Raw genomic sequence first — 21,053 nt, forward strand, 5'->3', positions numbered from 1 at the left:
GCCTCAAAGCACGACCAGGTTGTCGCGATGCATCAGTTCCGGATCGGTCATGCTGCCCAGGATGCGGGCGATCTGCGATGACGGCTGGCGCAGAATGCGGCGGGTATCGGCCGACGAATAATTGATCAGGCCGCGCGCGCACTCGCGGCCCTGGCCGTCGACGCAGGCCACCACGTCGCCGCGGCCGAATTCGCCTTCCACATCGACCACGCCGATCGGCAGCAGGCTCTTGCCTTCGCGCAGCAATGCCTGCACGGCGCCATCGTCCAGCACCACACGGCCACGCAGGCGCAGGTGGTCGGCCAGCCATTGCTTGCGTGCCGACCAGACCGGCAATACGGCGCGCAGTTCGCTGCCGATGCATTCGCCTTGCGCCAGGCGCGTCAGCACGTTGCGTTCGCGCCCCGAGGCGATCACGGTGTGCGCGCCGCTGTGCGCCGCGCGCTTGGCCGCCAGTACCTTGGTCAGCATGCCGCCGGTGCCGATGCCGCTGCCGGCGCCGCCAGCCATGGCTTCCAGCGCCGGATCGCCGGCCTGGGCGTGGGCCATGAACTTGGCGTCCGGATTCTTGCGCGGGTCGGAGTCGTACAGGCCGCGCTGGTCGGTCAGGATGATCAGCGTGTCGGCTTCGATCAGGTTGGTGACCAGTGCGCCCAGCGTGTCGTTGTCGCCGAGCCGGATTTCGTCGGTGACCACCGTGTCGTTTTCGTTGACGATCGGCACCACGCCCAGGCGCAGCAGCGCGAACAGCGTGCTGCGTGCGTTCAGGTAGCGGTGACGGTCGGCCAGGTCTTCGTGGGTCAGCAGGATCTGCGCGGTGCGCAGGCCGTATTCGGCGAACGCCGCTTCGTAGGCCTGGCACAAGCCCATCTGGCCCACGGCGGCCGCGGCCTGCAGTTCGTGCATTACCGACGGCCGCTTGCGCCAGCCCAGGCGGGCCATGCCTTCGGCAATGGCGCCGCTGGATACCAGCACGACCTGTTTGCCCTGCTTGTGCAGCGCGGCGATCTGAGCCGCCCAGTGCGCCACGGCAGCGCGATCCAGGCCTCGGCCTTCATTGGTGACCAGCGATGAGCCGACCTTGGCGACGAGGCGCTGGGCGTGGGTGACGACGGAAACGGCGGGTGATTCGGCAGACATGATGGCGGCGGGCTGCGGCGCGAGAAAAGGCGTAATCGAACGAGATTGCGATTATGGCTTATTCGTCGCCGCGCGGCGCGGCCGGCTTGTGGTCGGCGTCGCTGCGGGTGTCGTCGAAGCGCGGGTCTTCGGCGACGTAGGTGCCGTCGGCCTGGTCCTGCGCCAGCTGTTCCTTTTCGCGCTCGGCGTCCAGGTAGTCCTGCAGCGCGTAGATCAGGTCCTGGGTGCCATCGCCGGACAGGCCGGAGATGCCGAACACCGGGCCTTTCCAGTCGTACAGCTCGATGAAGCGGCGCTTGGTGTCCTCGGGATCGGCCACCATGTCCAGCTTGTTCAGCACCAGCCAGCGCGGCTTGGCGGCCAGCTCGGGATCGTAGCGGCGCAGTTCCTCGACGATGGCGCGGGCGTCGACCACGGCCTGCTCCACGGGATCGGCGTCGGGATCGGGGGTGGACACGTCCACCAGGTGCAGCAGCACGCGGGTGCGCGCCAGGTGGCGCAGGAACAGGTGGCCCAGGCCGGCGCCTTCGGAGGCGCCTTCGATCAGGCCAGGAATGTCGGCCACCACGAAGCTGCGCGACGGCGAGGTGCGCACCACGCCCAGGTTCGGGTGCAGCGTCGTGAACGGGTAGTCGGCGATCTTCGGCTTGGCGTTGGAGATGCGGGTGATCAGCGTGGACTTGCCGGCGTTGGGCAGGCCCAGCAGGCCGACGTCGGCCAGCACCTTCAGTTCCATGCGCAGGTAGCGGTGTTCGCCTTCCTTGCCGGGGGTCCATTGGCGCGGGGCGCGGTTGACGCTGGACTTGAAGTGCATGTTGCCCATGCCGCCCTGGCCGCCGGCGGCCAGCACGACCTTCTGGTCGTGGCGGTTCAGGTCGAACAGGACTTCGCCGGTCTCGGCGTCATGGATGATGGTGCCGACGGGCACGCGCAGCGTGATGTCGGGAGCGGCCGCGCCGTACTGGTCCGAGCCGCGGCCGTTTTCGCCGTTCTTGGCGCGGTGCAGGCGCGCATAGCGGAAGTCGATCAGCGTGTTGATGTTGCGATCGGCCACGGCGAAGATGCTGCCGCCGCGTCCGCCGTCGCCGCCGTCCGGGCCGCCCTTGGGAATGAATTTCTCGCGGCGAAAGCTCGCCACGCCATTGCCGCCTTTGCCGGCGACGACTTCGATGGTGGCTTCGTCTACGAATTTCATGATGTCTGCGCGTGTATGAATTAGAGGGCTGTGCCGCCTTGGCGGGGCATTGCCGGGAGGGCAGGGCGGAACACTCCGCTCATTCTGCCTTAAAACCGCCCGGCCTCGCGGCCGGCGGGTTCGCCATCGGGTGGCGCGGGCCGCCGCGTATTCGCGGTGGCCGGGGAGGGGAAAGGTCCCCACGCGGCGCCTTCGGCTTGCTGCCCCCCGAGGGGGCTTTTTCATCTCGAGGCGGCTCGGCGATGAAAAAGCCCTGCCGCACGCGACAGGGCTTTGCCGTTCTGGCCGGCGGCGGATCGCTGAGGCGACCGCGCCGCTGGCCGGATCGTGCGGCGTCGAGGATTACTCGGCGGCGACGATCGAAACGGTTTGCTTGTTCAACGCGCCCTTGAAGCCGAATTGAACCTTGCCGTCGACCAGCGCGAACAGGGTGTGGTCCTTGCCCATGCCGACGTTCACGCCAGCGTGGAAACGGGTGCCGCGCTGACGCACGATGATCGAACCAGCGGGAATCAGTTCACCGCCGAAAGCCTTGACGCCCAGACGCTTCGATTCTGAGTCGCGTCCGTTTCGCGTAGAGCCGCCGCCCTTTTTCTGTGCCATGTTTAGCTCCTGCTAATGTGGTGCCGAGTCGCGTCTTAAGCCGTGATGGCTTCGATGCGGATTTCGGTGTAGTTCTGACGGTGGCCCTGACGCTTCTGATAGTGCTTGCGACGGCGCATCTTGAAGATCTTGACCTTGTCGTGGCGGCCTTGCGCAAGAACCGTTGCCTTGATCACGGCGCCGGCGACGAGGGGCGTACCAACTTTCAGTTGGTCGCCTTCGCCCACGGACAGCACTTGATCCAGGGTGATTTCTTGCCCAATGTCAGCCGGTATCTGTTCTACCTTGAGTTTTTCGCCAATGGCAACACGGTACTGCTTGCCACCGGTTTTTACGACCGCGTACATGGGGTATTCCTTAAATAGGTAAATGGGTTCATTCGCTTGCCGGCCCTGCTGGGCTGGCAGTACCTGCCTGGGGTTGCCACGATGGGGTTGCCACGATGGGGTTGCCACGATGGGTTGCCACGATGGGTTGCCAAGGCTGGGCGTGCGTAATTCACCGACGTAATTCGGCCATCTCTGACCGAATCCGGGATATTAGCCCGCGGGCGGGGAAAAGTCAAAAAGCGCTTGCAGGCTAAGGGCTTAGGTGTGGCCTGGGCGCCGCGTCGGGGGGGGCTGGCGACCAAGAAAACGGGGGCGGGGCGATTCGAAACGGGGTGGCGGACGGGGCGTCCGCGCCCCGGGCAGGGGTGTCGCTACGTCCGGCTTTGGTTCCTGACAGCCCGTATAATCGCTGGTCGAATCCCTCCGCCATGCCGGCGGCCCAGCGGTAAGAGCTGTTGTGAACGGCTCGTTTCACTCTCCGGATACGTCTTGAATCTCCCCGCGCTCATTGCCCCCATAGTTGACGATATGAAAGCCGTCGATGCGGTTATCCGCGAGCGGCTGAATTCCGATGTGGTGCTGATCCGTACGATCGGCGACTACATCATTGGCGCGGGCGGCAAGCGCATGCGCCCGGCGATGGTGCTGATGGTGGCCCGGGCCCTGGGGTATCAGGGGACGCACCACCAGTTGCTGGCCGCCGTGGTGGAATTCATCCATACCGCGACCCTGCTGCATGATGACGTGGTCGACGAGTCCGACCTGCGCCGTGGCCGGGAAACCGCCAACGCGGTGTTCGGCAACGCCGCCAGTGTGCTGGTGGGGGACTATCTGTATTCGCGTTCGTTCGAGATGATGGTCGAGGCCGACTCGATGCGCATCATGAGCATCCTGTCCGAGGCCACCACGGTGATCGCCGAGGGCGAGGTGCTGCAGTTGCTGAACGTGCACGATCCGGATGTCTCGCAGGAGCGCTACCTGCAGGTCGTGCGCTACAAGACCGCCAAGCTGTTCGAGGCCGCTGCGCAGGTCGGCGCGGTGCTGGCCGGCGCCACGCCCGAGCAGGAAGCCGCGGCCGCCGCCTATGGTCGCCACGTGGGCACGGCTTTCCAATTGGTGGACGACGTGCTCGACTACAGCGGCGACGCCGCCGCGCTGGGCAAGAACGTGGGCGACGATCTGCGCGAGGGCAAGCCCACGCTGCCGCTGATCCGCGTGATGGAAGTGGGCACGCCGGCACAGCAGCAATTGATCCGCGACGCCATCAAGACGGGCGACGCCGACTTCGCCGCCGTGGCCGCCGCCATCCAGGCGACGGACGCGCTGGAGCACGCCCGCCAGGCCGCCGTGGCCGAGGCGGATCGGGCTCGCGAAGCACTTTCTTCGTATCCCGTTTCCCCTTTTCTAAATTCTCTGTTAGAATTCTGCGCTTTCGCGGTGAATCGAGATCGCTAGTTGAAAACAGCACTGCAAGCGCTGCTTTGAGCAAGGTTGGAATTCACGAGGCGGGAAGGGCAAAACCTTCAAGCCGAAGCGAAAAGATGATTTGGTTGCACTGAGCGCAACGAAGTCAGTAGCTGTAAGGTGTGGGAGATGTATAAGCCCATGCCCAGACTCGGGGCGTAGCTCAGCCTGGTAGAGTACTGCGTTCGGGACGCAGGAGTCGGAGGTTCGAATCCTCTCGCCCCGACCACTTATCTGTGGTCGAATTCTTGAAGGTGTTTCCCGACACCTTTGGCTGAAAGCCGGTACCGCGCAAGCGTTGCCGGCTTTTTTGCGTGGGCACGCCGTTTGCTGGCGTGGCGCCCATGAACTCGTTTTCTCTTGCAGACGGCCCGCTCGTGGTCGCTTATCCTCGCCGCGCCCGGGCGTCCGAGCACGAAGTGGCGTCGCATGACGCCCTGGCGGCGCGTCTGGCCGCGCTGTTGGGCGGGCGCCATGTTCCCGATTACCGGCCCAGTCGCCATCGCGGCGGCCCGGTGCCGTATTACGTGCCTGACCGCAGTATCGCCGGGGCGGCGCGCGCGACCATCCTGGGTATCGCGGGCATCGCCGACCTCTATGGTGGGGTCGTGCCGCATGCCTTCGTCGCCACCAAATCCATCAGCCATGGCCTGGCGCGGCCGGATGCCAGCGTCTACGTCGCGCCGGAAGAGAACCGCGCGTTGAAGGCGTGCACGGCGTTCGCCGGCGACGTGCTGTTGGTCGAGGCGGAACACGACAGCTATATCCCGCATTCGACCATCATGAGCTATCGCTCCGCGTTTCGCCGATCGCACTCGTTGACGCACCGGATCATCGACGGCGCCGACCACGCGCTGACGGAAAAACCGGCGCAACGCGCCTATACCTCGATACTGGTGAACTGGGTGACCGAAATGGTCATGGGCGCCCGCATGGGCGAGGGGCGGGCGCGCTATTGAGCGGTCGCGGTCGGGCTGGCGCGTAGCGCGCAAGGCCGCCACCGACGTCGGCATTGGCGCCTTCCGCGGCGCGGGTCAACCCGGGTAGAGATCGGTGCGGCGATGCGCCCAGGCAGGCAGGCCGGCGCGCAGCGTGGCGACGCGCTCCGGGTCGAGGTCGGCCATGACGTAGCCGGTGCGGTCCGGCATGCAGGCCAGCACCGTGCCCCAGGGGTCGATGATCATGCTGCGGCCCAGGCAGGGCAGGCCCGGGCCGTCGCCGCCGATCTGGGCGGCGGCGATCACGTAGCACTGGTTCTCGATGGCGCGGGCGCGCAGCAGGGTTTCCCAATGATCGCGCCCGGTGTGCAGGTTGAAGGCCGCGGGCACCATCAGCACGTTGGCGCCGCGTGCGCGCAGCGCGCGGTAGAGTTCGGCGAAACGCAGGTCGTAGCAGATGCTCAGGCCCAGCGTCAGGCCCGCGGCCTCGACGGTCCGCAGGTGCGCGCCGGGCGCGAAGTCGGCGGATTCGCGGTAAGGAATGCCGTCGACCACCGCGTCGTACAGGTGGACCTTGCGGTAGGAGGCGGCGATGCTGCCGTCGGGGGCGAAGGTGACGCCGGTGTTGCCGAGCCGGTCCTGGTCCGCCAGGCGTTCATGCATCGAGCCCAGGTGGATCCAGCAAGCGTGGCGTTGCGCCAGCGCGGCGATGCGCGCCGTGACCGCGCCGGGGATCGGACTGGCGGCGGCGCGCAGCGTTGGCGTGTCGCCGCGCACATCGCTGTACTCGGGCGTGACGATCAGTTTCGCGCCGTCGTTGGCCGCGGCCGTTATCCAATGTTCCAGCGCCGCCAGGTTGGCATCGCGGTCACGGCGGCTATCGAGCTGGATGGCTGCCACTCTGATGGACATGCGGGCTCCTTGTCAGTGTGTGTGTGCCTGGGCTTTCAGGCCGAGCGCGACCGCGCGCGCGATCTGCCCCAGCAGGGTTGCGCCTTCGCCGCCCTGAAGCGTCTGCGCGGTCTGCCAGTCGGTGAAGCCGTCGGCCAGCACCGCCAGCACCACGCTGCGGTCCGCCACGGTGAGGATGCCGGCGTCATGGCGCAGGCCCGGCAGCTGGCCGGCCTTGCTGGCCAGGTGGGCCGGCGCCGGCAGCGCGGCGCCGAAGTGGGCGCGTTCGCGCTGGTCGGCCAGCAGGTCGAGCGCGAAGGTCCGCAGGGGCGGCGGCAGCATGCCGTCGCGCAGCATCCAGCAGAGCGCGGCGGTGGTGTCGCCGGCGCTGGTGTAGTTGTCGCGGCCGGCTTCGCGCGCGGCGGCGTCCATCATGCGGCGCTGCAGGCAGGTCGCCTCCAGGTTGGCGCGCTGATTCCATTGATTGATCGCGTCGGAGCCCAACAGATCGATCAGCGCGTTGGTGGCGACGTTGTCGCTGAGCACGATCATCAGCCGCGCCAGTTCGGCCAGCGACAGGGTGGTGACACTGGGCAACTGGGCGAGGATGCCGGTGCCGCCGGCGCGCTCGGCGCATGCGGGCAGGGCCAGCGGCTGTTCGAGCGCGTAGCGGCCCTTGGCCACCGCTTCGAGCAGCGCCAGCAGGATGGGCACCTTGATGATGCTGGCCGATGGCTGCATGCGGTCGGCCTGGCGCGCCAGCACGACGCCGCCATCCAGGTCGCGCAGGCTCAGCGAGACCCGCGCGGGCGTGGCCGCGAGCAAAGGCGTCAGCGCCGCGTCGACGTGCTGGCGCAAGGCGTCGCGGTCCAGCGCTTGCGATCCCAAGGGGAACATGGTCGATCTCCTCAGACCAGGAAGAAGAACAGGGACGAGAACAGGCAGAGGTTCACCAGGATCACCGCCCAGCCGTTGTAGAGCATGTATTTGAGCTCGCCCGAGCGCGCCAGGCCCATCTGGCCGAACATGTCCGAGGTGGGGAACGGACCGAACCAGTCGATCTGCGAACTGCCCAGGATAACCGCCGTGGTGGCCGCGGGGCCGACGCCGGCGGCCGCCAGCAACGGGCCGAAGATCTTGGCGGTGAAGGTCATCTGCGCCACCGCCGCGCCGGGAATGTGGCCGATGACGTTGAACCACAGCACGATGACGCACAGCATGGCGCCGCTGATGCCGGCCAGGTGCGGCTTGGCCAGCTCCAGCACGGCGTGGTAGGCGTTGAGCTGGTCCACCAGCACCAGCACCGGGTTGAACAGCCAGAAGAGGAAGAAGATCCAGATCAGTTTGCCGGCGCCCGCGTACATCGCCTGCAGAATCGCGCGCGGACCCATGCCGCCGGCCAGCCCGGTGGTGGTGGCCAGCGCCACCATGACGATGATGGCGAAGGCATAACCCGCCTTGGCGAGCACGCCGACGATCGCCAGGAGAACGATGGTCAGGCAGAACGCCCACGCCGCCCGCACGGCGCTGCGCGAGGGGACCGCATCGAGGTCGAAGGCGGCCGCGCCGGCGCCGGCTTCGTCGTATTGGTGGCTGGCCTCGGTCTTTTTCTGGATGCGGCCCGACATGAACCAGCCGGCCAGCAGCGTCGCCACGGCCATCGGGATGCCCGCCACCATCAGGTACTGCGGATAGCTCAATCCGGTCAGGCCGGTCACCGTGACCACGTTGGGCGTGAAGGGGCCCAGCACCAGTCCGGCGGAGCCCGCGGTCTGGAACAGGGCGGCCACCGTGGGCGGCGACAGGCGCACGGCGGCGGCGATCGGAATGACCACCGCGGCGATGATGGCGTTGCCGCCCGCCAGGGTGCCCAGGGCGCCGCAGATCAGGGTCGACGTCACCATGATGCCCAGGCGCACGCGCACCTGGTTCGACAGGCCGATGCGGCGCACGATGGCGCGCACCATCTGTTCCGCCGCGCCGGTGCGCGCGGCGACCTCGCCCACGCCGGCGCCCAGCACGATGATCAGGCCGACCACCGCGATGAACGAGCCCAGCGATTCGGCCAGCAGCTTGCCCATGGCGATGGGCGTGGTGCCGGTCATGATGGCGCCGAGCACGATGGCGGCGATGGTGGACAGCACGATGTCCACGCCCAGCAGCGCGATGATGGCGAACACCAGCACGGGCGTCAGGCCCCACAGGCTGGCCTGGCCCGGCATGGCGTAGTGGGTGTAAAGCGCGATGGCCAGTCCGACCAGGAATACCGCGATGGCGGCATTGCGCCGGCGCGGGTGCAGCGTGCCGCCGGCGGGCGGGCGAGGCGCCGCCGCCGTCTGTGCCAATGAGGTCATGTCTTCTCCGTCCCTATCATCTCTGTGGCCAGGCCGTGACGCGCTGCGCGTCCGGCGGTTGTCGGCCTATTGTTGTGATCCTGCCTTGCAATGTTGCAGGCATGGATGCCCAGCGGTCCAACGTCCAGGCCGCCGGGCCCCATCGGTGGGCCTGACGCTGGACGGTGAGAGTGTGGGCGCGGCGGGCGACAGGTTCAAATGAGTGGAGCGGGTGCGGCCATAACCAAAGGTTATGCGTTCGGCGCGGTGGTATCGCCGTCAGTGACCGCGACGTCATGCCGAAACGGTTGGCGGTGGAGGGCGAAGCGCGCGTCCGCGATCGCTGGCAGGCGGTGTTCCCGGACCTGCGCCGGTCGACGGCGGCCAGGGCGGCGATGGATTTCCTGGCGGCGCGCGCGGCAGGAGCGCGCCTGCGCGCCGCAGGGCGTGGCGCCGCTATCGCTGGGGCGCTGCCGCGCCCTCGGCCAGCATCTCGCGCAGGCGGGCGCGGCGGCGTTCGAGGTCGGCGATCTGTCGTTCGACCGAGGCCAGTCGCTGGCGTTGCACCGCGGAGGTTTCCGGGCAGGCGGCCGCGCCTTCGATCATGCGCATGCAATCGGGAAAGCCCTGGATCTCGGCAAGGCTGAAGCCGGTCGCGATCAGGCGCTGGATCTGCCGCACCTGGCCGATCGCCGCGGGCGCGAAGCTGCGGTAGCCGTTGTCGGCTCGGGTGCAGGTCAGCAGGCCGTGCGCGTCGTAATGGCGGATCGAGCGCAGGCTGGCGCCGGTGGCGCGGGCGAGGGCGCCGATCGACATCGGCTTGGCGGCGGGCTGGGGTGTCATGGCAAACATTCACGAAACGACCGCTTGACTCTAACACCGGTGTGACGGTTGAGACTGTGATTCCCCTTTTGTCTTCCAGGAGTCAGTTCCATGCCGGGCCGCCTGTTTTTCCGCTGCTTGCGCCACCTGCTGGTGGCCGTCGCCCTGCTGTCGACGAACGCCTTGGCGTTTGCCGACAGCCGTCAGTACACCGCCGTCGCGCCGGATGGCGTGACCCTTGCCATCCAGGAGGCCGGCGATCCGGCCGGCCCCGCCATCGTGTTCATCCACGGTCTGCTGGGCAGCCGCCTCAGCTGGGAGGCGCAGTTGTCCAGCCCGTTGTTGCAGCGCTATCGCCTGATCACCTACGACCTGCGCGGCCATGGCCAGTCCGGCAAGCCGACCGCGCCGCTGGCCTACACCGACGGACGCCGCTGGGCCGACGACCTGGCGACCGTGATCGCGGCCTCGGGCGCGCGCCGGCCGGTGCTGGTGGGGTGGTCGCTGGGCGCGGCCGTGACCACCAACTACCTGGCCGCGCATGGCGACGCGGACATTGCCGGCGCGGTCTACGTCGGGGGCGTGATCGAACTGCAGGCCGGCCAGATCGCGTCGCACCCGGCGGTGTATCGCGGCATGGCGTCGGCCGACCTGAAGACGCACCTGGATGCCGAGCGCGCCTTTCTGGCGCTGTGCTTCGCGACGCAGCCGGACGCGGCCACGTTCGAACGCCTGTTGGCCAATGCCGCCCTGGCCTCGTCCGAGATGCAGGCCGCGGTGCCGGCCATGACGATCGCGGCGCGCGAAGGGTTGGGCGCGATGCACAAGCCGCTGTGGCTCATCTATGGCGCGCGCGATGCGCTGGTGCGCGCCGTGCCGTCGATGGAACGGGCCCGGCAACTGAATCCGCGCCTGCGGACCACGCTGTATGCGACGGCGGGACACGCGCCGTTCGTGGAAGAGGCCGAGCGGTTCAACCGGGACCTGGCGGCCTTCGTCGACGCGGCCGCCAGGCGCTGACGTTCGCGGTGCGCGGAGGCCGTCGGCCGCGGGCGGGCGCGGATCGGCTCAAGCGCCGGGAGATGGCGTGGATCGCTTGGTGGGCCGGGTGGGGAAGTCGCCCGGCGTGCTGCCTTCGTCGTCCACCGTGAGGCCGCCGCCGGAAGTGATGCCGCGGGCGATCTCGTCGGCGGATTTGCCGGCAAAGCCGTGTTCGCCAGCGACGATGCGGAAGCTGTCGCCTTCCAGCGGGCTTTGCAGCGTGGCCGAGGAAAGCAGCACGCCATTCGAGCGCAGCTGGATGCGTTTGCCGACGCGGTCGCGGGTGAAGTTGGCCAGGGCCTGGCGGCTGTCGGGGTGCAGCACCACGTCGACGTAGCGCATCGACGTCTGCGGGTCGATACCGGCGGTGGCCTTCTCCGCCCGCAGGGCCACGCTTTCGGCGTGGGTTGCGGCGGCGGCCAGCAGCAGGGCGGCGCAGGCGAGGGATCGGAAAGCGGTCATGGGCGGGCTCCGGGTGGCGGGCGGATCGATGACGGCATCCTAGCCCGATCGGCGCCGGCGCATATTACGACTTGTATGCGAACGCTGGCATTGCCCGCCGCCGGTCACGGTTTGGCGATTCCTGTCTGGCCGCTAATATGGCGGCTCGATGAACGCTCCCGGCCGTGACCGGCCGCCCCGAGGAAACCCCCGCCATGAAACCGTCCGCCCCCTGGTTCCTGTCCTGCCTGCTGTTGGCGGGCGCCGCCCATGCGGGCTCGGCGCCGGCCGAGTTGTCGTGTGTTTCGGAAAGCGGCAAGGTGGCGCTGCGAGGCACCATCCCGTCGCCGTCGTCCGAGGAACTCAGCCTGACGCTGACGTACGGCAACGCCAAGCAGGCTTTTGATTCGGGCGATGATCCGGCCTACGTGGTGTCGGATTTCCCGCTGGGCGTGTTCACGCTGGTCGCGCCGGACGACACCTGGCCGCTGACGCTGTATGCGTTGCCGGCCACCGTTGCGGTCAAGAAGGTCGCCAATGGCGATATCGCGGGCACCTTCCAGGCCAAGCTGACCGGGCCGCGTCCGGGGGGAACGACCGCTTCGGGAATGGGCAACCCGCTCACGGCGATCCTGAATTGCGATTACCGGTATTCGCTGTAGCGGCCGGCGCCCGGTAGCCGCGCCGGGGCGCGGGCCGCCCCATCGGGTAATCCCGCTACCGGGGATTTCGGCAAAATTTGTATGATGACCCTATGAATTTTGCGAGGGAGATCCGCATGCCGCAAGTCGTTTTCGTCGCCCGTGGCCGTCTCGCGGGCGGCGCCCGATGACGCCGGAAGCCCGTATCCGCGAGGAAATCTGCACGGTCGGCGCCAGCCTCTACCAACGCGGCTACACCGTCGGCGCGGCAGGCAACATCAGCGCGCGGCTCGATGACGGCTGGCTGATCACCCCCACCGATGCCTGCCTGGGCCGGCTCGATCCGGCCGAACTGGCCAAGGTCGATCTGGCCGGCAACCACGTCTCGGGCGGCACACCGTCCAAGACCCTGGCGCTGCACCAGGGCATCTACCAGGCCGACCCGGCCACGCGCGGCGTGGTGCATACGCATTCGACTCATCTGGTGGCGTTGACGCTGGCGGGAGTCTGGCGCCAGGACGAAGTGCTGCCGCCGATCACGCCCTATCAGGTGATGAAGGTCGGCCGCATTCCCCTGATTCCCTATCGGCGTCCCGGCGACCCGGCGGCGGCCGCGCAGGTGGCGGCGTTGGCCGCCCAGGTGCGCGGGGTGCTGTTCGAGCGCCTGGGGCCGGTGGTGTGGGAGCGTTCGGTGTCGCACGCCTCCTACGCGTTGGAGGAACTGGAGGAAACCGCGCGCCTGTGGCTGATGGCCCAGCCGCGCCCCGCCCCCTTGTCCGAGGCCGCCATCGACGAACTGCGCGCCGTGTTCGGTGCGCGCTACTGACCCGCGCCCACCTCAACCCGAAGGAGCCGACATGCCGCGCCTGGCCGCGAACCTGAGCATGATGTACGCGGAGCACCCGTTTTTGGAGCGATTCGCCGCCGCCGCGCGCGACGGCTTCCAGGGCGTGGAGTTCCTGTTTCCCTACGATCATCCGGCCGCGGAAATCCGCGCGCGCCTGGACAGCCACGGACTGGCGCAGGCGCTGTTCAACGCGCCGCCGGGCGACTGGGCCGGCGGCGAGCGCGGGATCGCCGCGTTGCCGGGCCGCGAGGACGAGTTCCGCCGCGGACTGGACCGGGCGCTGGAGTACGCGACGGCCTTGGGCAATCGCAGCCTGCATGTGATGGCCGGGCTGGTCCCCGCCGGGCAGGACCGCGCCGCGCATCGCCAGGTGTATCTGCGCAACCTGGAACTCGCCGCGCGCGTTGCCGCCACGGCCGGCGTGACCATCCTGATCGAGCCGATCAATCCGCGCGACATGCCGGGCTATTTCCTGACGCGCCAGGACGAGGCCCAGGCGATCCGCGCCGAAGTCGGCGCCGACAACCTGCGGGTGCAGTTCGATTGCTACCACTGCCAGATCGTCGAGGGCGACCTGGCGGTGAAGCTGCGCCGCGACATGCCGGGCATCGGCCATATCCAGATCGCCGGCGTGCCGGATCGCCACGAGCCCGACCTGGGTGAACTGAACTACCCGTATCTGCTGGCGCTGGTCGACGCGCTGGGCTACACGGGCTGGATCGGCTGCGAGTACCGGCCCGCGGGCGACACCACGGCGGGACTGGGCTGGGCCAGCCCCTATCTCGCGGGAGGCGGGCGATGAAGATACTGATCACCGGCGGCGCTGGTTTCCTGGGCCAGCGCCTGGCGCGCAAGCTGCTGGAGCAAGGCCGCCTGTCGCTGGACGGCGAGCGCGCGCCCATCACCCAGATCGACCTGCTCGACGTCACCCGGACCGATGCCATCAACGACACGCGGGTGCGGTCGATCGAAGGCGACGTCGCGGATCCGGCCTGCCTGCAGGCCCTGATCGGCGCCGATACGGCGGTGATCTTCCACCTGGCGGCCATCGTCAGCGGTCAGGCCGAATCCGATTTCGACCTGGGCATGCGCATCAACCTGGATGCCTCGCGCGCGCTGCTGGAGGCGTGCCGCCAGCGCGGCCATCGGCCGCGGGTGGTGTTCACCAGTTCGGTGGCGGTGTACGGCGGGGCGTTGCCGGAAACGGTGCGCGACGACACCGCGCTCAATCCGCAATCTTCGTATGGCACGCAAAAGGCGATCGCCGAACTGCTGCTGGCCGACTACACGCGCCGCGGCTTCGTCGACGGCCGGGCGTTGCGCCTGCCCACGATCAGCGTGCGTCCGGGCCGGCCCAACGCGGCGGCCTCGTCGTTCGCCAGCGGCATCATCCGCGAACCGCTCAATGGCGAACCGGCGACCTGCCCGGTGGCCGCCGATACGCGTCTGTGGCTGTTGTCGCCGCGCCGCGCGGTGCAGGCGCTGATCGCCGGCTGCGAACTGGATGCGGGGGCGGTGGCGGATCGCCGGCCCATCAACCTGCCAGGGGTATCGGTGACCGCGGCGGAGATGGTGCGGGCCTTGCGCGAAATCGCGGGCGACGCGGTGGCCGACCGCGTCGGCTGGCAGGCCGATGCGCGGGTGCAGGCCATCGTCGGCAGCTGGCCGGGGCGTTGGGATACCGCGCGCGCGGCGGACCTGGGTTTGGCGGGTGACGGCGATTTCGCCGAAATCATCCGCGCCTATATCAGTGACGACTTGCGGGGGAAGGTATGAGCCAGTCCAACGAAGCGCGCGCGGTCGGTGTGATCGGCCTCGGGGCGATGGGCGCGGGCATCGCGCAGAGCCTGCGGCGCGGCGGGTGCCGGGTGCATGCCTATGACATCCGGCCCGGCGTCGCGGCGGCATTCGCGGAACAGGGGGGCGTGGCTTGCGAGACGCTGGCGGATATGGCCGCCGCCTGCGACGTCGTGGTCAGCGTGGTGGTGAACGCGCAGCAGACCGAAAGCGTGCTGTTTGGCGAAGGCGGCATTGCCACCGCCCTGCGGCCCGGCAGCGTGTTCGTGATGTGCTCGACGGTGGACCCGGCCTGGTCGAGCGCGCTGGAGTCGCGCCTGGCCGCGCAGGGCATCCACTACCTGGACGCGCCGATCTCCGGCGGCGCCGCCAAGGCCGCCGCGGGCCAGATGACCATGATGACCGCCGGCGCCCCGGCCGCCTACGCCGCCTGCGGCAACGTGCTGGAGGCCATGGCGGGCAAGGTCTACCGCTTGGGCGAGCGCGCCGGCGCGGGCAGCAAGGTCAAGATCATCAATCAGCTGCTGGCCGGCGTGCACATCGCCGTCGCGGCCGAGGCCATGGCGTTGGGCCTGCGCGAAGGGGTCGACGCCGCTGCCTTGTACGAGGTGATCACCCACAGCGCCGGCAACAGCTGGATGTTCGAGAACCGCATGGCGCACGTGCTGGCGGGCGACTACACGCCGCTGTCGGCGGTGGACATCTTCGTGAAGGACCTGGGGCTGGTGCTGGACACCGCGCGCCACAGCAGGTTTCCGCTGCCGCTGGCGTCCACCGCGCACCAGATGTTCATGCAGGCGTCGGCTGCCGGGCACGGGCGCGAGGACGACAGCGCGGTCATCAAGATCTTTCCCGGAATCACCCTGCCGGAGTCCGCATGACGATCAAACTGGGCTGCGTCGCCGACGACTTCACTGGCGCCACCGACCTGGCCAACAACCTGGTGCGCGCCGGCATGCGCACCGTGCAGGCCATCGGTGTACCGAGCGGGCCCCTGGAGACGCCGGCGGACGCGGTGGTGGTGGCGCTCAAGACCCGCACCTTGCCCGCCGACGAGGCGGTGGCGCAATCGCTGGCGGCGCTGGCCTGGCTGCGGGCGCAGGGCGCCGGGCAGATCTATTTCAAGTACTGCTCGACCTTCGATAGCACGGCGCAGGGCAACATCGGCCCGGTGGCCGACGCGTTGATGGCGGCGCTGGAGACGGATTTCACCATTGCCACGCCGGCCTTTCCCGACAACCAGCGCACGGTGTTCAAGGGCTATCTGTTCGCCGGCGACGTGCTGCTGAATGAGTCGGGCATGCAGCATCATCCCTTGACCCCGATGACCGATCCGAACCTGGTGCGGGTGTTGTCGGCGCAGACCCGCCGCAAGGTCGGCCTGATCGACTATGCGGTGGTGGCGCGTGGCAGCGATGCGATTCGCGGCCGCATCGACGCGCTGCGAAGCGAAGGCGTGGAGATCGCCATTGTGGATGCCATCTGCAATGACGACCTGTTGGCGCTGGGGCCGGCGCTCAAGGACATGCCGCTGGTGACGGCCGGGTCGGGCGTGGCGATCGGCCTGCCCGGCAACTGGGGCCTGGCGCCGGGCGCGGCCGCCGCATTGCCGCGCGAACCGGGCGCCCAGGCGGTGGTGGCGGGCAGTTGCTCAAGCGCGACCCAGGGCCAGGTGGCCGCGTTTATCGCGGCGGGCCGGCCGGCGCTGGCGCTTGATCCATTGCGTCTCGCCGCGGGCGACGATGTCGTGGCGCAGGCGCTGGCCTGGGCCGCGCCGCGCCTGTCCGACGGCCCGCTCTTGATCTATTCCACGGCACGGCCCGATGCCGTGCAGGCGGCGCAGGCCAGCCTGGGCGCGGCGCGCGCCGGCGCGCTGGTCGAGGAGGCCATCGCGCGGATCGCGGCGGGCCTGGCGCGGCTCGGGGTGCGGCAGTTGATCGTCGCCGGGGGCGAGACCTCGGGCGCGGTGGTGCAGGCGCTGGGGCTGACGCAACTGGCCATCGGTGAGCAGATCGATCCGGGCGTGCCGTGGTGCGCCGGCTACGCGCAGGCGGCGCAAGCGCGCATCAGCATCGCCTTGAAGTCGGGCAATTTCGGCGGCGTTGATTTCTTCACGCGGGCCTTCCGTCGGGCTGCCTGATGGTCAATCGCTGATTCCCGTGCCGCGCCCTGGCGCGCCGGTGCGTTCAACGATGCGCCTGACGCAGTCGCTTGGCGGCGTTGACCATGTGGATGCGCGCGGCTTCGCGCGCCGCTTCCACGTCCTGGCGCCGGATGGCTTCGACGATGGCTTCGTGTTCCCGCAGCACCGCGCGCAGCTGGTCGGCGTGGCGCGCCTCGTTGCCGCGCGTGACGCGGGTGGCGGCTTCGAGATACTGGCTGACGAAGGCCAGGGTGGCGAGAAAATACGGATTGCCGGTGGCGCGGGCGATGCTGCGATGGAAGGCCACGTCTTGCGCGACGCCGTCGCCGCCGTTGTCCACCGCCGCGGTGATGGCGGCCAGCGCGTCGTCGATTGCGGCCATGTCGCGCTTGCCGCGCTGGGCGGCCGCCTGCGCCGCGATTTCGGTTTCCAGCGCGCGGCGCAGATCGACGACGTGCAGCACCGCGTCCAGTGAGCCCAATTCGGCCGCGTCGATGCGCAACGCGCGGTTGCCGCCCTGGCCGGTGACGAATACGCCGCTGCCCTGGCGCGCTTCGACGATGCCGTCCTGGCGCAGGCGCGACACCGCTTCGCGGATGACGGTGCGGCTGACGCCGAATTGCTCGGCCAGGCGCGTTTCGGTGGGCAGTTTTTCGCCGGGCAGCACGCGGCCCGCGTCGATCTCGGCGAGCAATTGCTTGGCCACTGTGTCGGTCAGCGAGGGAGGCGCGTGGAGTCGGGGAAAGGCCATGGCATGGGGCCGTGAGAAGAGGGCGCGGCACCGCCCCGGGACAGGGGCTTCATGATAACCCGGCGGCTCCGGCCGCCGCGCGGGCGCGGTTCAGGCAGTCGATGAAAAGCTGCGCGGCCGGCGTCGGCGGGGAGTCGGCGCGCGTCAGGATCGATACCCGCGCCGCCGGCAGCGGGTGCGCCAGCGGCAGGATGCACAAGGACGTCGGCGCCAGCACGCGGTGCAGGCCATTGCGCACGAAAAACCCCACCGCGTCGCTCTGTCCCAGGATCGCCAGGGCGATGGCGATGGACTGGCACGGGATCACATCGGCGGGCGGCGGCAGGCCGCGTTCGGCGTAGGCCAGGCGCAGCAGATTGGTGGGCGTCTGCGTATTGCCGGGCATCAGCCATAGCAGGTCGCGCAGCTCGGCCAGGTCGGTTGCGTGGCGCAGGGGATGGTCGGCGCGCGCGCCCACCGCCAGCGGCAGGGTGAACAGGGTGGTGCGGGCAAAGCCGTCGTAGATGTCGCCGTCGTATTCGGTCTGGACCACGAGGTCGTAGCGGCCCGTCTCCAGCTGTTCATGGCTGTAGGGCGGCGCCACCTCATGAAAGGCTACCGCGACGCGCGGCATGCGGGCGCGGAACGCCGCCAGCGCGGCCGGCAGTATCGGCAGCACCGACGAACTGATGGCCAGGTTGAGCGTGCCGCCCTCGCCGTCGCGCATCTGGTCGATGTCTTCCTGCGCGCGCCGCGCTTCCTGCAGGATCAGCACGGCGCGCTTGTGCAGCGCCTGGCCATAAGGCGTCAGCTCCACCCCCTTGGCGCTGCGCCGCACCAGTTCCGCGCCCAGGCTCTGTTCCAGTTCGCGCAGGCTGCGCGTGGCCGCCGGCTGGGTCACGCACAGGGCGCGGGCGGCGGCGCGGATGCTGCCATGTTCGGCGATCAGCACGAAGGCGCGCAACTGGCGCAGGTTCATCGGGGCGGGCACGGCGGGCTATAAGCAAAAGTCATCACTGCGCGAAAAATACTGTCTTTTGCGTTTCGGCGGCCATCCGTATATTCACTAGGGCCTGTCCACACTAAAAGGAGCTTTAGTGTGAACAGGCCCTAGCCACGGCTTCGGAAACACGGGCCGGCATAGAGATCGGACATCAAGGGGAAAACATGTCTATCGCCATCGCGGCCGGCGCCGGCGCGCGCAGCCTGCATACGCCATCCATGCGCCGGCGGGTCATCGCCGGCACCACCATCGGCAACGCGCTCGAATTCTTCGACTTCACGGTCTTCACCTTCCTGATGCTGGTCATCGGGCCGCTGTTCTTTCCGGCGGCCTCCAGCTACGGGCAATTGCTGCTGACCACGGCTACTTTCGGCGTCGGCTTCCTGATGCGGCCGGTGGGCGGCATGCTGATCGGCTCTTACGCCGACCGCCATGGCCGCCGCGCCGCCATGACCTTGACGCTGTGGTTGATGGGCCTGGGTTGTGCGCTGATCGCCGCCGCGCCCACCCATGCGCAGATGGGGCTGCTGGGGCCGGTGATGATGGTGCTGGCGCGGCTGATCCAAGGCTTCGCCGCCGGGGGCGAGGTCGGCGCCTCGACCACGTTGCTGGTCGAGCACGCGCCGCCGTCGCGGCGTGGGTTCTATTCCAGCTGGCAGTTCGGCAGCCAGTCCCTCGGCGTGGCGCTGGGGGCGGTGGTGGTGGGGACGCTGACCGCCGCGCTGACCGCCGAGCAGATGCAGGCCTGGGGCTGGCGCGTGCCGTTCGTGATCGGCATCCTGACGGTGCCGGTGGGCGCCTACATCCGCCGCAATCTCGAAGAGACGCTGCACGTCGATGAGCCGGATGCGCGCCGGCCGCGCGGCGGCGGCCACCAGCCGCTGCGCCGCATCTTCGCCGAGCACAAGACCGAGGTCGCCAAGGGCATCCTGCTGATGATCGGCGGCATGGTCTGCGCGCAGATCATCGGCTTCTACATGCCGTCGTACGCGCATCGCGAACTGGGGTTGCCGGCGACCTCGACCTTGTCGGCCAGCGTGGTGGTGGGCGCGGTCGGCTTCCTGTTCGCGCCGCTGGTCGGCATGCTGGCCGACCGCGTCGGGCGCAAGCGGGTGATCTTCTGGTCGCGGGTGACGACGGTGGCGGTGCTGCTGCCGTGTTTCGAATGGCTGATCGCCGCGCCCAGCAGCATGCGGCTGATGCTGGTGGTGGCGCTGCTGTCGATCCTGCTGGCGCTGCAATCCGCGCCCGGCATCACCATGCTGCCCGAACTGTTCCCGAAGTCCGTGCGTACCACTGGCATGTCGGTGGTGTACGGTCTGGGGATTTCCGTGTTCGGCGGCTTCGCCCAATTCTTCGTGACCTGGCTGCTGCACGTGACCGGCAATCCCATGGCGCCCGCCTGGTACCTGATGGTGGCGGTGGCGCTTTCCACGGTGGTGTTGTTCTGGATCCGCGACCGCACCGGCGACGATATCGACAACCAGGAGGCCTGATGCAATCCGCTACGCCCTATTTTTCCCGCAGCTACGCCGAAGCGCGCGCGCGCTTCACGGCGGCGGCCCGGCCGCTGGCCGCGCAGTTCGCGTCCTATCCCGTCGCGCCCCTGGGGCGCGAGGGCGAGGCGCTGGCCACCGACGTGGCGCTGATCGGCGACAAGACAGCCACGCGCCTGCTGATCATGACTTCCGCGACCCACGGCGTGGAGGGCTTCTGTGGCTCAGGTTGCCAGCTGGCCCTGCTGGACGACGCCGAGATGCTGGAACGCGCGCGCCAGGCCGGCGTGGCGCTGTTGCTGGTGCATGCGGTGAACCCGCATGGCTTCTCGTGGATCGCGCGCACCGACGAGGGCAATGTCGACCTGAACCGCAACGCGCAGCCCTTTGACGGGCAGCCGTTGCCGGCCAATCCGGAGTACGGGCGCATCCACGAATTGCTGCTGCCCGAGCAGTGGCCGCCGTCGGACAGCAACCGCGAGCAGATCGCCGCCTACATCGCCGGAAACGGCCTGCCGGCCTTCAAGCAGGCCGTCACCCGCGGTCAATACACGCATGCCGATGGCCTGTTCTATGGCGGCGACCGCCCGGCCGCCTCGCTGTCGAACCTGCGCCGCATCCTCCAGCAGCATGCGGCCGCATACAGGCAGATCGGCTGGATCGACGTGCACACGGGGCTGGGACCGCGTGGCCATGGCGAGAAGATCTACGCGGGCCGCCGCGACGAGGCCGAAGTGGCGCGCGCGCGCCGCTGGTGGGGCACCGACATCGCCGTGCCGTACCAGGGCACGTCGGCCTCGGTGGACATTACCGGGCACCTGGCGGGCCTGATCTACCAGGCCTGCCCGGATTCGGTGCCGACGCTGATGGCGCTGGAATATGGCACGCAGCCCGCCGAGCAAGTGGTGGATGCGCTGCGTGGCCGCAATTGGCTGCGCGCGCATCCCGACGCCGCGCCGGCGCTGCGCGACCAGATCCTGCGCACGACGCTGGAAGCGTTCTATTGCGATGCGCCGGACTGGCATGGCGCGGTGCTCGGCCAGAGCCGGGTGGCGGTGCTGCAAGCCGTGCTGGGCCTGGCGGGGGACTGACACTTGCCGGCAAGGCCGATTCGCGGGAATCGGCCTTGCTTTGTCATCGAGATGTTATATCATCCTTCAGCTGGTTGTAATGATATAACATCAAAGAGGCTGAAAATG

22 protein-coding genes and 1 tRNA gene are annotated in these 21,053 nt (G+C 68.8%); 12 read left to right on the forward strand and 11 right to left on the reverse strand.

The annotated features are described in order from the left end of the window. Positions 1–3: 3 nt before the first annotated feature. The 4 genes from proB to rplU form a co-directional block, all read right to left on the reverse strand. Positions 4–1,140 carry a glutamate 5-kinase gene (proB, locus tag HV742_RS06275; RefSeq protein ID WP_064524041.1) on the reverse strand — a complete coding sequence of 379 codons (1,137 nt, stop codon included), beginning with the start codon at positions 1,138–1,140 and terminating at the stop codon, positions 4–6. A gap of 58 nt (positions 1,141–1,198) precedes the next feature. Continuing rightward, positions 1,199–2,335: a GTPase ObgE gene (gene obgE / locus HV742_RS06280; RefSeq protein ID WP_049076732.1), complete on the reverse strand. Its 1,137-nt coding sequence runs from the start codon at positions 2,333–2,335 to the stop codon at positions 1,199–1,201. A 342-nt stretch (positions 2,336–2,677) separates the two neighbouring features. Then, positions 2,678–2,938 (reverse strand): 50S ribosomal protein L27, encoded by a 261-nt coding sequence (gene rpmA, locus HV742_RS06285; protein WP_006389959.1) that lies wholly within the window; start codon positions 2,936–2,938, stop codon positions 2,678–2,680. A gap of 35 nt (positions 2,939–2,973) precedes the next feature. After that, on the reverse strand, positions 2,974–3,285 hold the full coding sequence (rplU, locus tag HV742_RS06290; RefSeq protein ID WP_006389960.1) for a 50S ribosomal protein L21: 312 nt from the start codon (positions 3,283–3,285) through the stop codon (positions 2,974–2,976). Positions 3,286–3,756: 471 nt separating this feature from the next. On the opposite strand from rplU, the gene ispB reads away from it, so the two are divergent. The 3 genes from ispB to HV742_RS06305 all read left to right on the forward strand — a co-directional run bounded on the left by ispB (position 3,757) and on the right by HV742_RS06305 (position 5,690). Then, positions 3,757–4,722, forward strand: a complete 966-nt coding sequence (ispB, locus tag HV742_RS06295; RefSeq protein ID WP_054417878.1) for an octaprenyl diphosphate synthase — start codon at positions 3,757–3,759, stop codon at positions 4,720–4,722. A 161-nt stretch (positions 4,723–4,883) separates the two neighbouring features. Next, positions 4,884–4,960: transfer RNA gene (locus HV742_RS06300), tRNA-Pro, on the forward strand. Positions 4,961–5,075: 115 nt separating this feature from the next. Further along, on the forward strand, positions 5,076–5,690 hold the full coding sequence (locus HV742_RS06305; protein WP_175144684.1) for a DUF3182 family protein: 615 nt from the start codon (positions 5,076–5,078) through the stop codon (positions 5,688–5,690). 75 nt (positions 5,691–5,765) lie between these two features. Here the strand turns inward: HV742_RS06305 and HV742_RS06310 are convergent, their stop codons facing one another. The 4 genes from HV742_RS06310 to HV742_RS06325 all read right to left on the reverse strand — a co-directional run bounded on the left by HV742_RS06310 (position 5,766) and on the right by HV742_RS06325 (position 9,736). Further along, positions 5,766–6,581, reverse strand: coding sequence for a carbon-nitrogen hydrolase family protein (locus tag HV742_RS06310; RefSeq protein WP_217482370.1), 816 nt, complete (start codon positions 6,579–6,581; stop codon positions 5,766–5,768). Between the two features lie 12 nt (positions 6,582–6,593). Continuing rightward, positions 6,594–7,457, reverse strand: a complete 864-nt coding sequence (locus tag HV742_RS06315) for a serine hydrolase (RefSeq protein ID WP_175144685.1) — start codon at positions 7,455–7,457, stop codon at positions 6,594–6,596. An 11-nt stretch (positions 7,458–7,468) separates the two neighbouring features. Then, positions 7,469–8,914: a gluconate:proton symporter gene (locus HV742_RS06320; protein ID WP_175144686.1), complete on the reverse strand. Its 1,446-nt coding sequence runs from the start codon at positions 8,912–8,914 to the stop codon at positions 7,469–7,471. Between the two features lie 435 nt (positions 8,915–9,349). After that, positions 9,350–9,736, reverse strand: coding sequence for a MerR family transcriptional regulator (locus tag HV742_RS06325; RefSeq protein WP_175144687.1), 387 nt, complete (start codon positions 9,734–9,736; stop codon positions 9,350–9,352). Between the two features lie 90 nt (positions 9,737–9,826). Between HV742_RS06325 and HV742_RS06330 the strand changes: the two genes are divergently transcribed. Next, on the forward strand, positions 9,827–10,735 hold the full coding sequence (locus HV742_RS06330; RefSeq protein ID WP_175144688.1) for an alpha/beta fold hydrolase: 909 nt from the start codon (positions 9,827–9,829) through the stop codon (positions 10,733–10,735). 48 nt (positions 10,736–10,783) lie between these two features. On the opposite strand, the gene HV742_RS06335 is transcribed toward HV742_RS06330, so the two are convergent. After that, a complete protein-coding gene (locus HV742_RS06335) occupies positions 10,784–11,218 on the reverse strand; it encodes a SecDF P1 head subdomain-containing protein (protein ID WP_175144689.1) in 435 nt (144 codons plus the stop codon). Positions 11,219–11,412: 194 nt separating this feature from the next. Between HV742_RS06335 and HV742_RS06340 the strand changes: the two genes are divergently transcribed. The 6 genes from HV742_RS06340 to otnK all read left to right on the forward strand — a co-directional run bounded on the left by HV742_RS06340 (position 11,413) and on the right by otnK (position 16,622). Continuing rightward, positions 11,413–11,859 carry a hypothetical protein gene (locus HV742_RS06340; protein WP_049076714.1) on the forward strand — a complete coding sequence of 149 codons (447 nt, stop codon included), beginning with the start codon at positions 11,413–11,415 and terminating at the stop codon, positions 11,857–11,859. Between the two features lie 166 nt (positions 11,860–12,025). Further along, a complete protein-coding gene (otnC, locus tag HV742_RS06345) occupies positions 12,026–12,664 on the forward strand; it encodes a 3-oxo-tetronate 4-phosphate decarboxylase (protein ID WP_175144690.1) in 639 nt (212 codons plus the stop codon). Positions 12,665–12,695: 31 nt separating this feature from the next. Continuing rightward, positions 12,696–13,487, forward strand: a complete 792-nt coding sequence (gene otnI, locus HV742_RS06350) for a 2-oxo-tetronate isomerase (protein ID WP_100505074.1) — start codon at positions 12,696–12,698, stop codon at positions 13,485–13,487. Next, positions 13,484–14,461, forward strand: a complete 978-nt coding sequence (denD, locus tag HV742_RS06355) for a D-erythronate dehydrogenase (protein ID WP_059272752.1) — start codon at positions 13,484–13,486, stop codon at positions 14,459–14,461. The genes otnI and denD overlap by 4 nt, the downstream gene beginning before the upstream one ends. After that, the gene (ltnD, locus tag HV742_RS06360) at positions 14,458–15,363 is read left to right on the forward strand and encodes an L-threonate dehydrogenase (protein WP_049076707.1); all 906 of its coding nucleotides are present in this window, start codon (positions 14,458–14,460) and stop codon (positions 15,361–15,363) included. The genes denD and ltnD overlap by 4 nt, the downstream gene beginning before the upstream one ends. After that, the gene (gene otnK / locus HV742_RS06365; RefSeq protein WP_175144691.1) at positions 15,360–16,622 is read left to right on the forward strand and encodes a 3-oxo-tetronate kinase; all 1,263 of its coding nucleotides are present in this window, start codon (positions 15,360–15,362) and stop codon (positions 16,620–16,622) included. Before ltnD ends, otnK begins: the two co-directional genes overlap by 4 nt. Positions 16,623–16,668: 46 nt before the next feature. Here the strand turns inward: otnK and HV742_RS06370 are convergent, their stop codons facing one another. Both HV742_RS06370 and HV742_RS06375 read right to left on the reverse strand, forming a co-directional pair. Continuing rightward, positions 16,669–17,376, reverse strand: coding sequence for a FadR/GntR family transcriptional regulator (locus HV742_RS06370; RefSeq protein WP_175144692.1), 708 nt, complete (start codon positions 17,374–17,376; stop codon positions 16,669–16,671). A gap of 49 nt (positions 17,377–17,425) precedes the next feature. After that, positions 17,426–18,346: a LysR substrate-binding domain-containing protein gene (locus tag HV742_RS06375; RefSeq protein WP_231891624.1), complete on the reverse strand. Its 921-nt coding sequence runs from the start codon at positions 18,344–18,346 to the stop codon at positions 17,426–17,428. A 176-nt stretch (positions 18,347–18,522) separates the two neighbouring features. Here HV742_RS06375 and HV742_RS06380 point away from each other — a divergent pair, with 176 nt between their 5' ends. Both HV742_RS06380 and HV742_RS06385 read left to right on the forward strand, forming a co-directional pair. Further along, positions 18,523–19,854: an MFS transporter gene (locus HV742_RS06380; protein WP_049076697.1), complete on the forward strand. Its 1,332-nt coding sequence runs from the start codon at positions 18,523–18,525 to the stop codon at positions 19,852–19,854. Then, the gene (locus HV742_RS06385) at positions 19,854–20,945 is read left to right on the forward strand and encodes a M14 family metallopeptidase (RefSeq protein ID WP_049076688.1); all 1,092 of its coding nucleotides are present in this window, start codon (positions 19,854–19,856) and stop codon (positions 20,943–20,945) included. The genes HV742_RS06380 and HV742_RS06385 overlap by 1 nt, the downstream gene beginning before the upstream one ends. Positions 20,946–21,053 lie beyond the last annotated feature (108 nt).

Source organism: Achromobacter ruhlandii, assembly GCF_902859695.1.
GTDB classification, from domain to species: Bacteria; Pseudomonadota; Gammaproteobacteria; order Burkholderiales; family Burkholderiaceae_B; genus Achromobacter; species Achromobacter ruhlandii.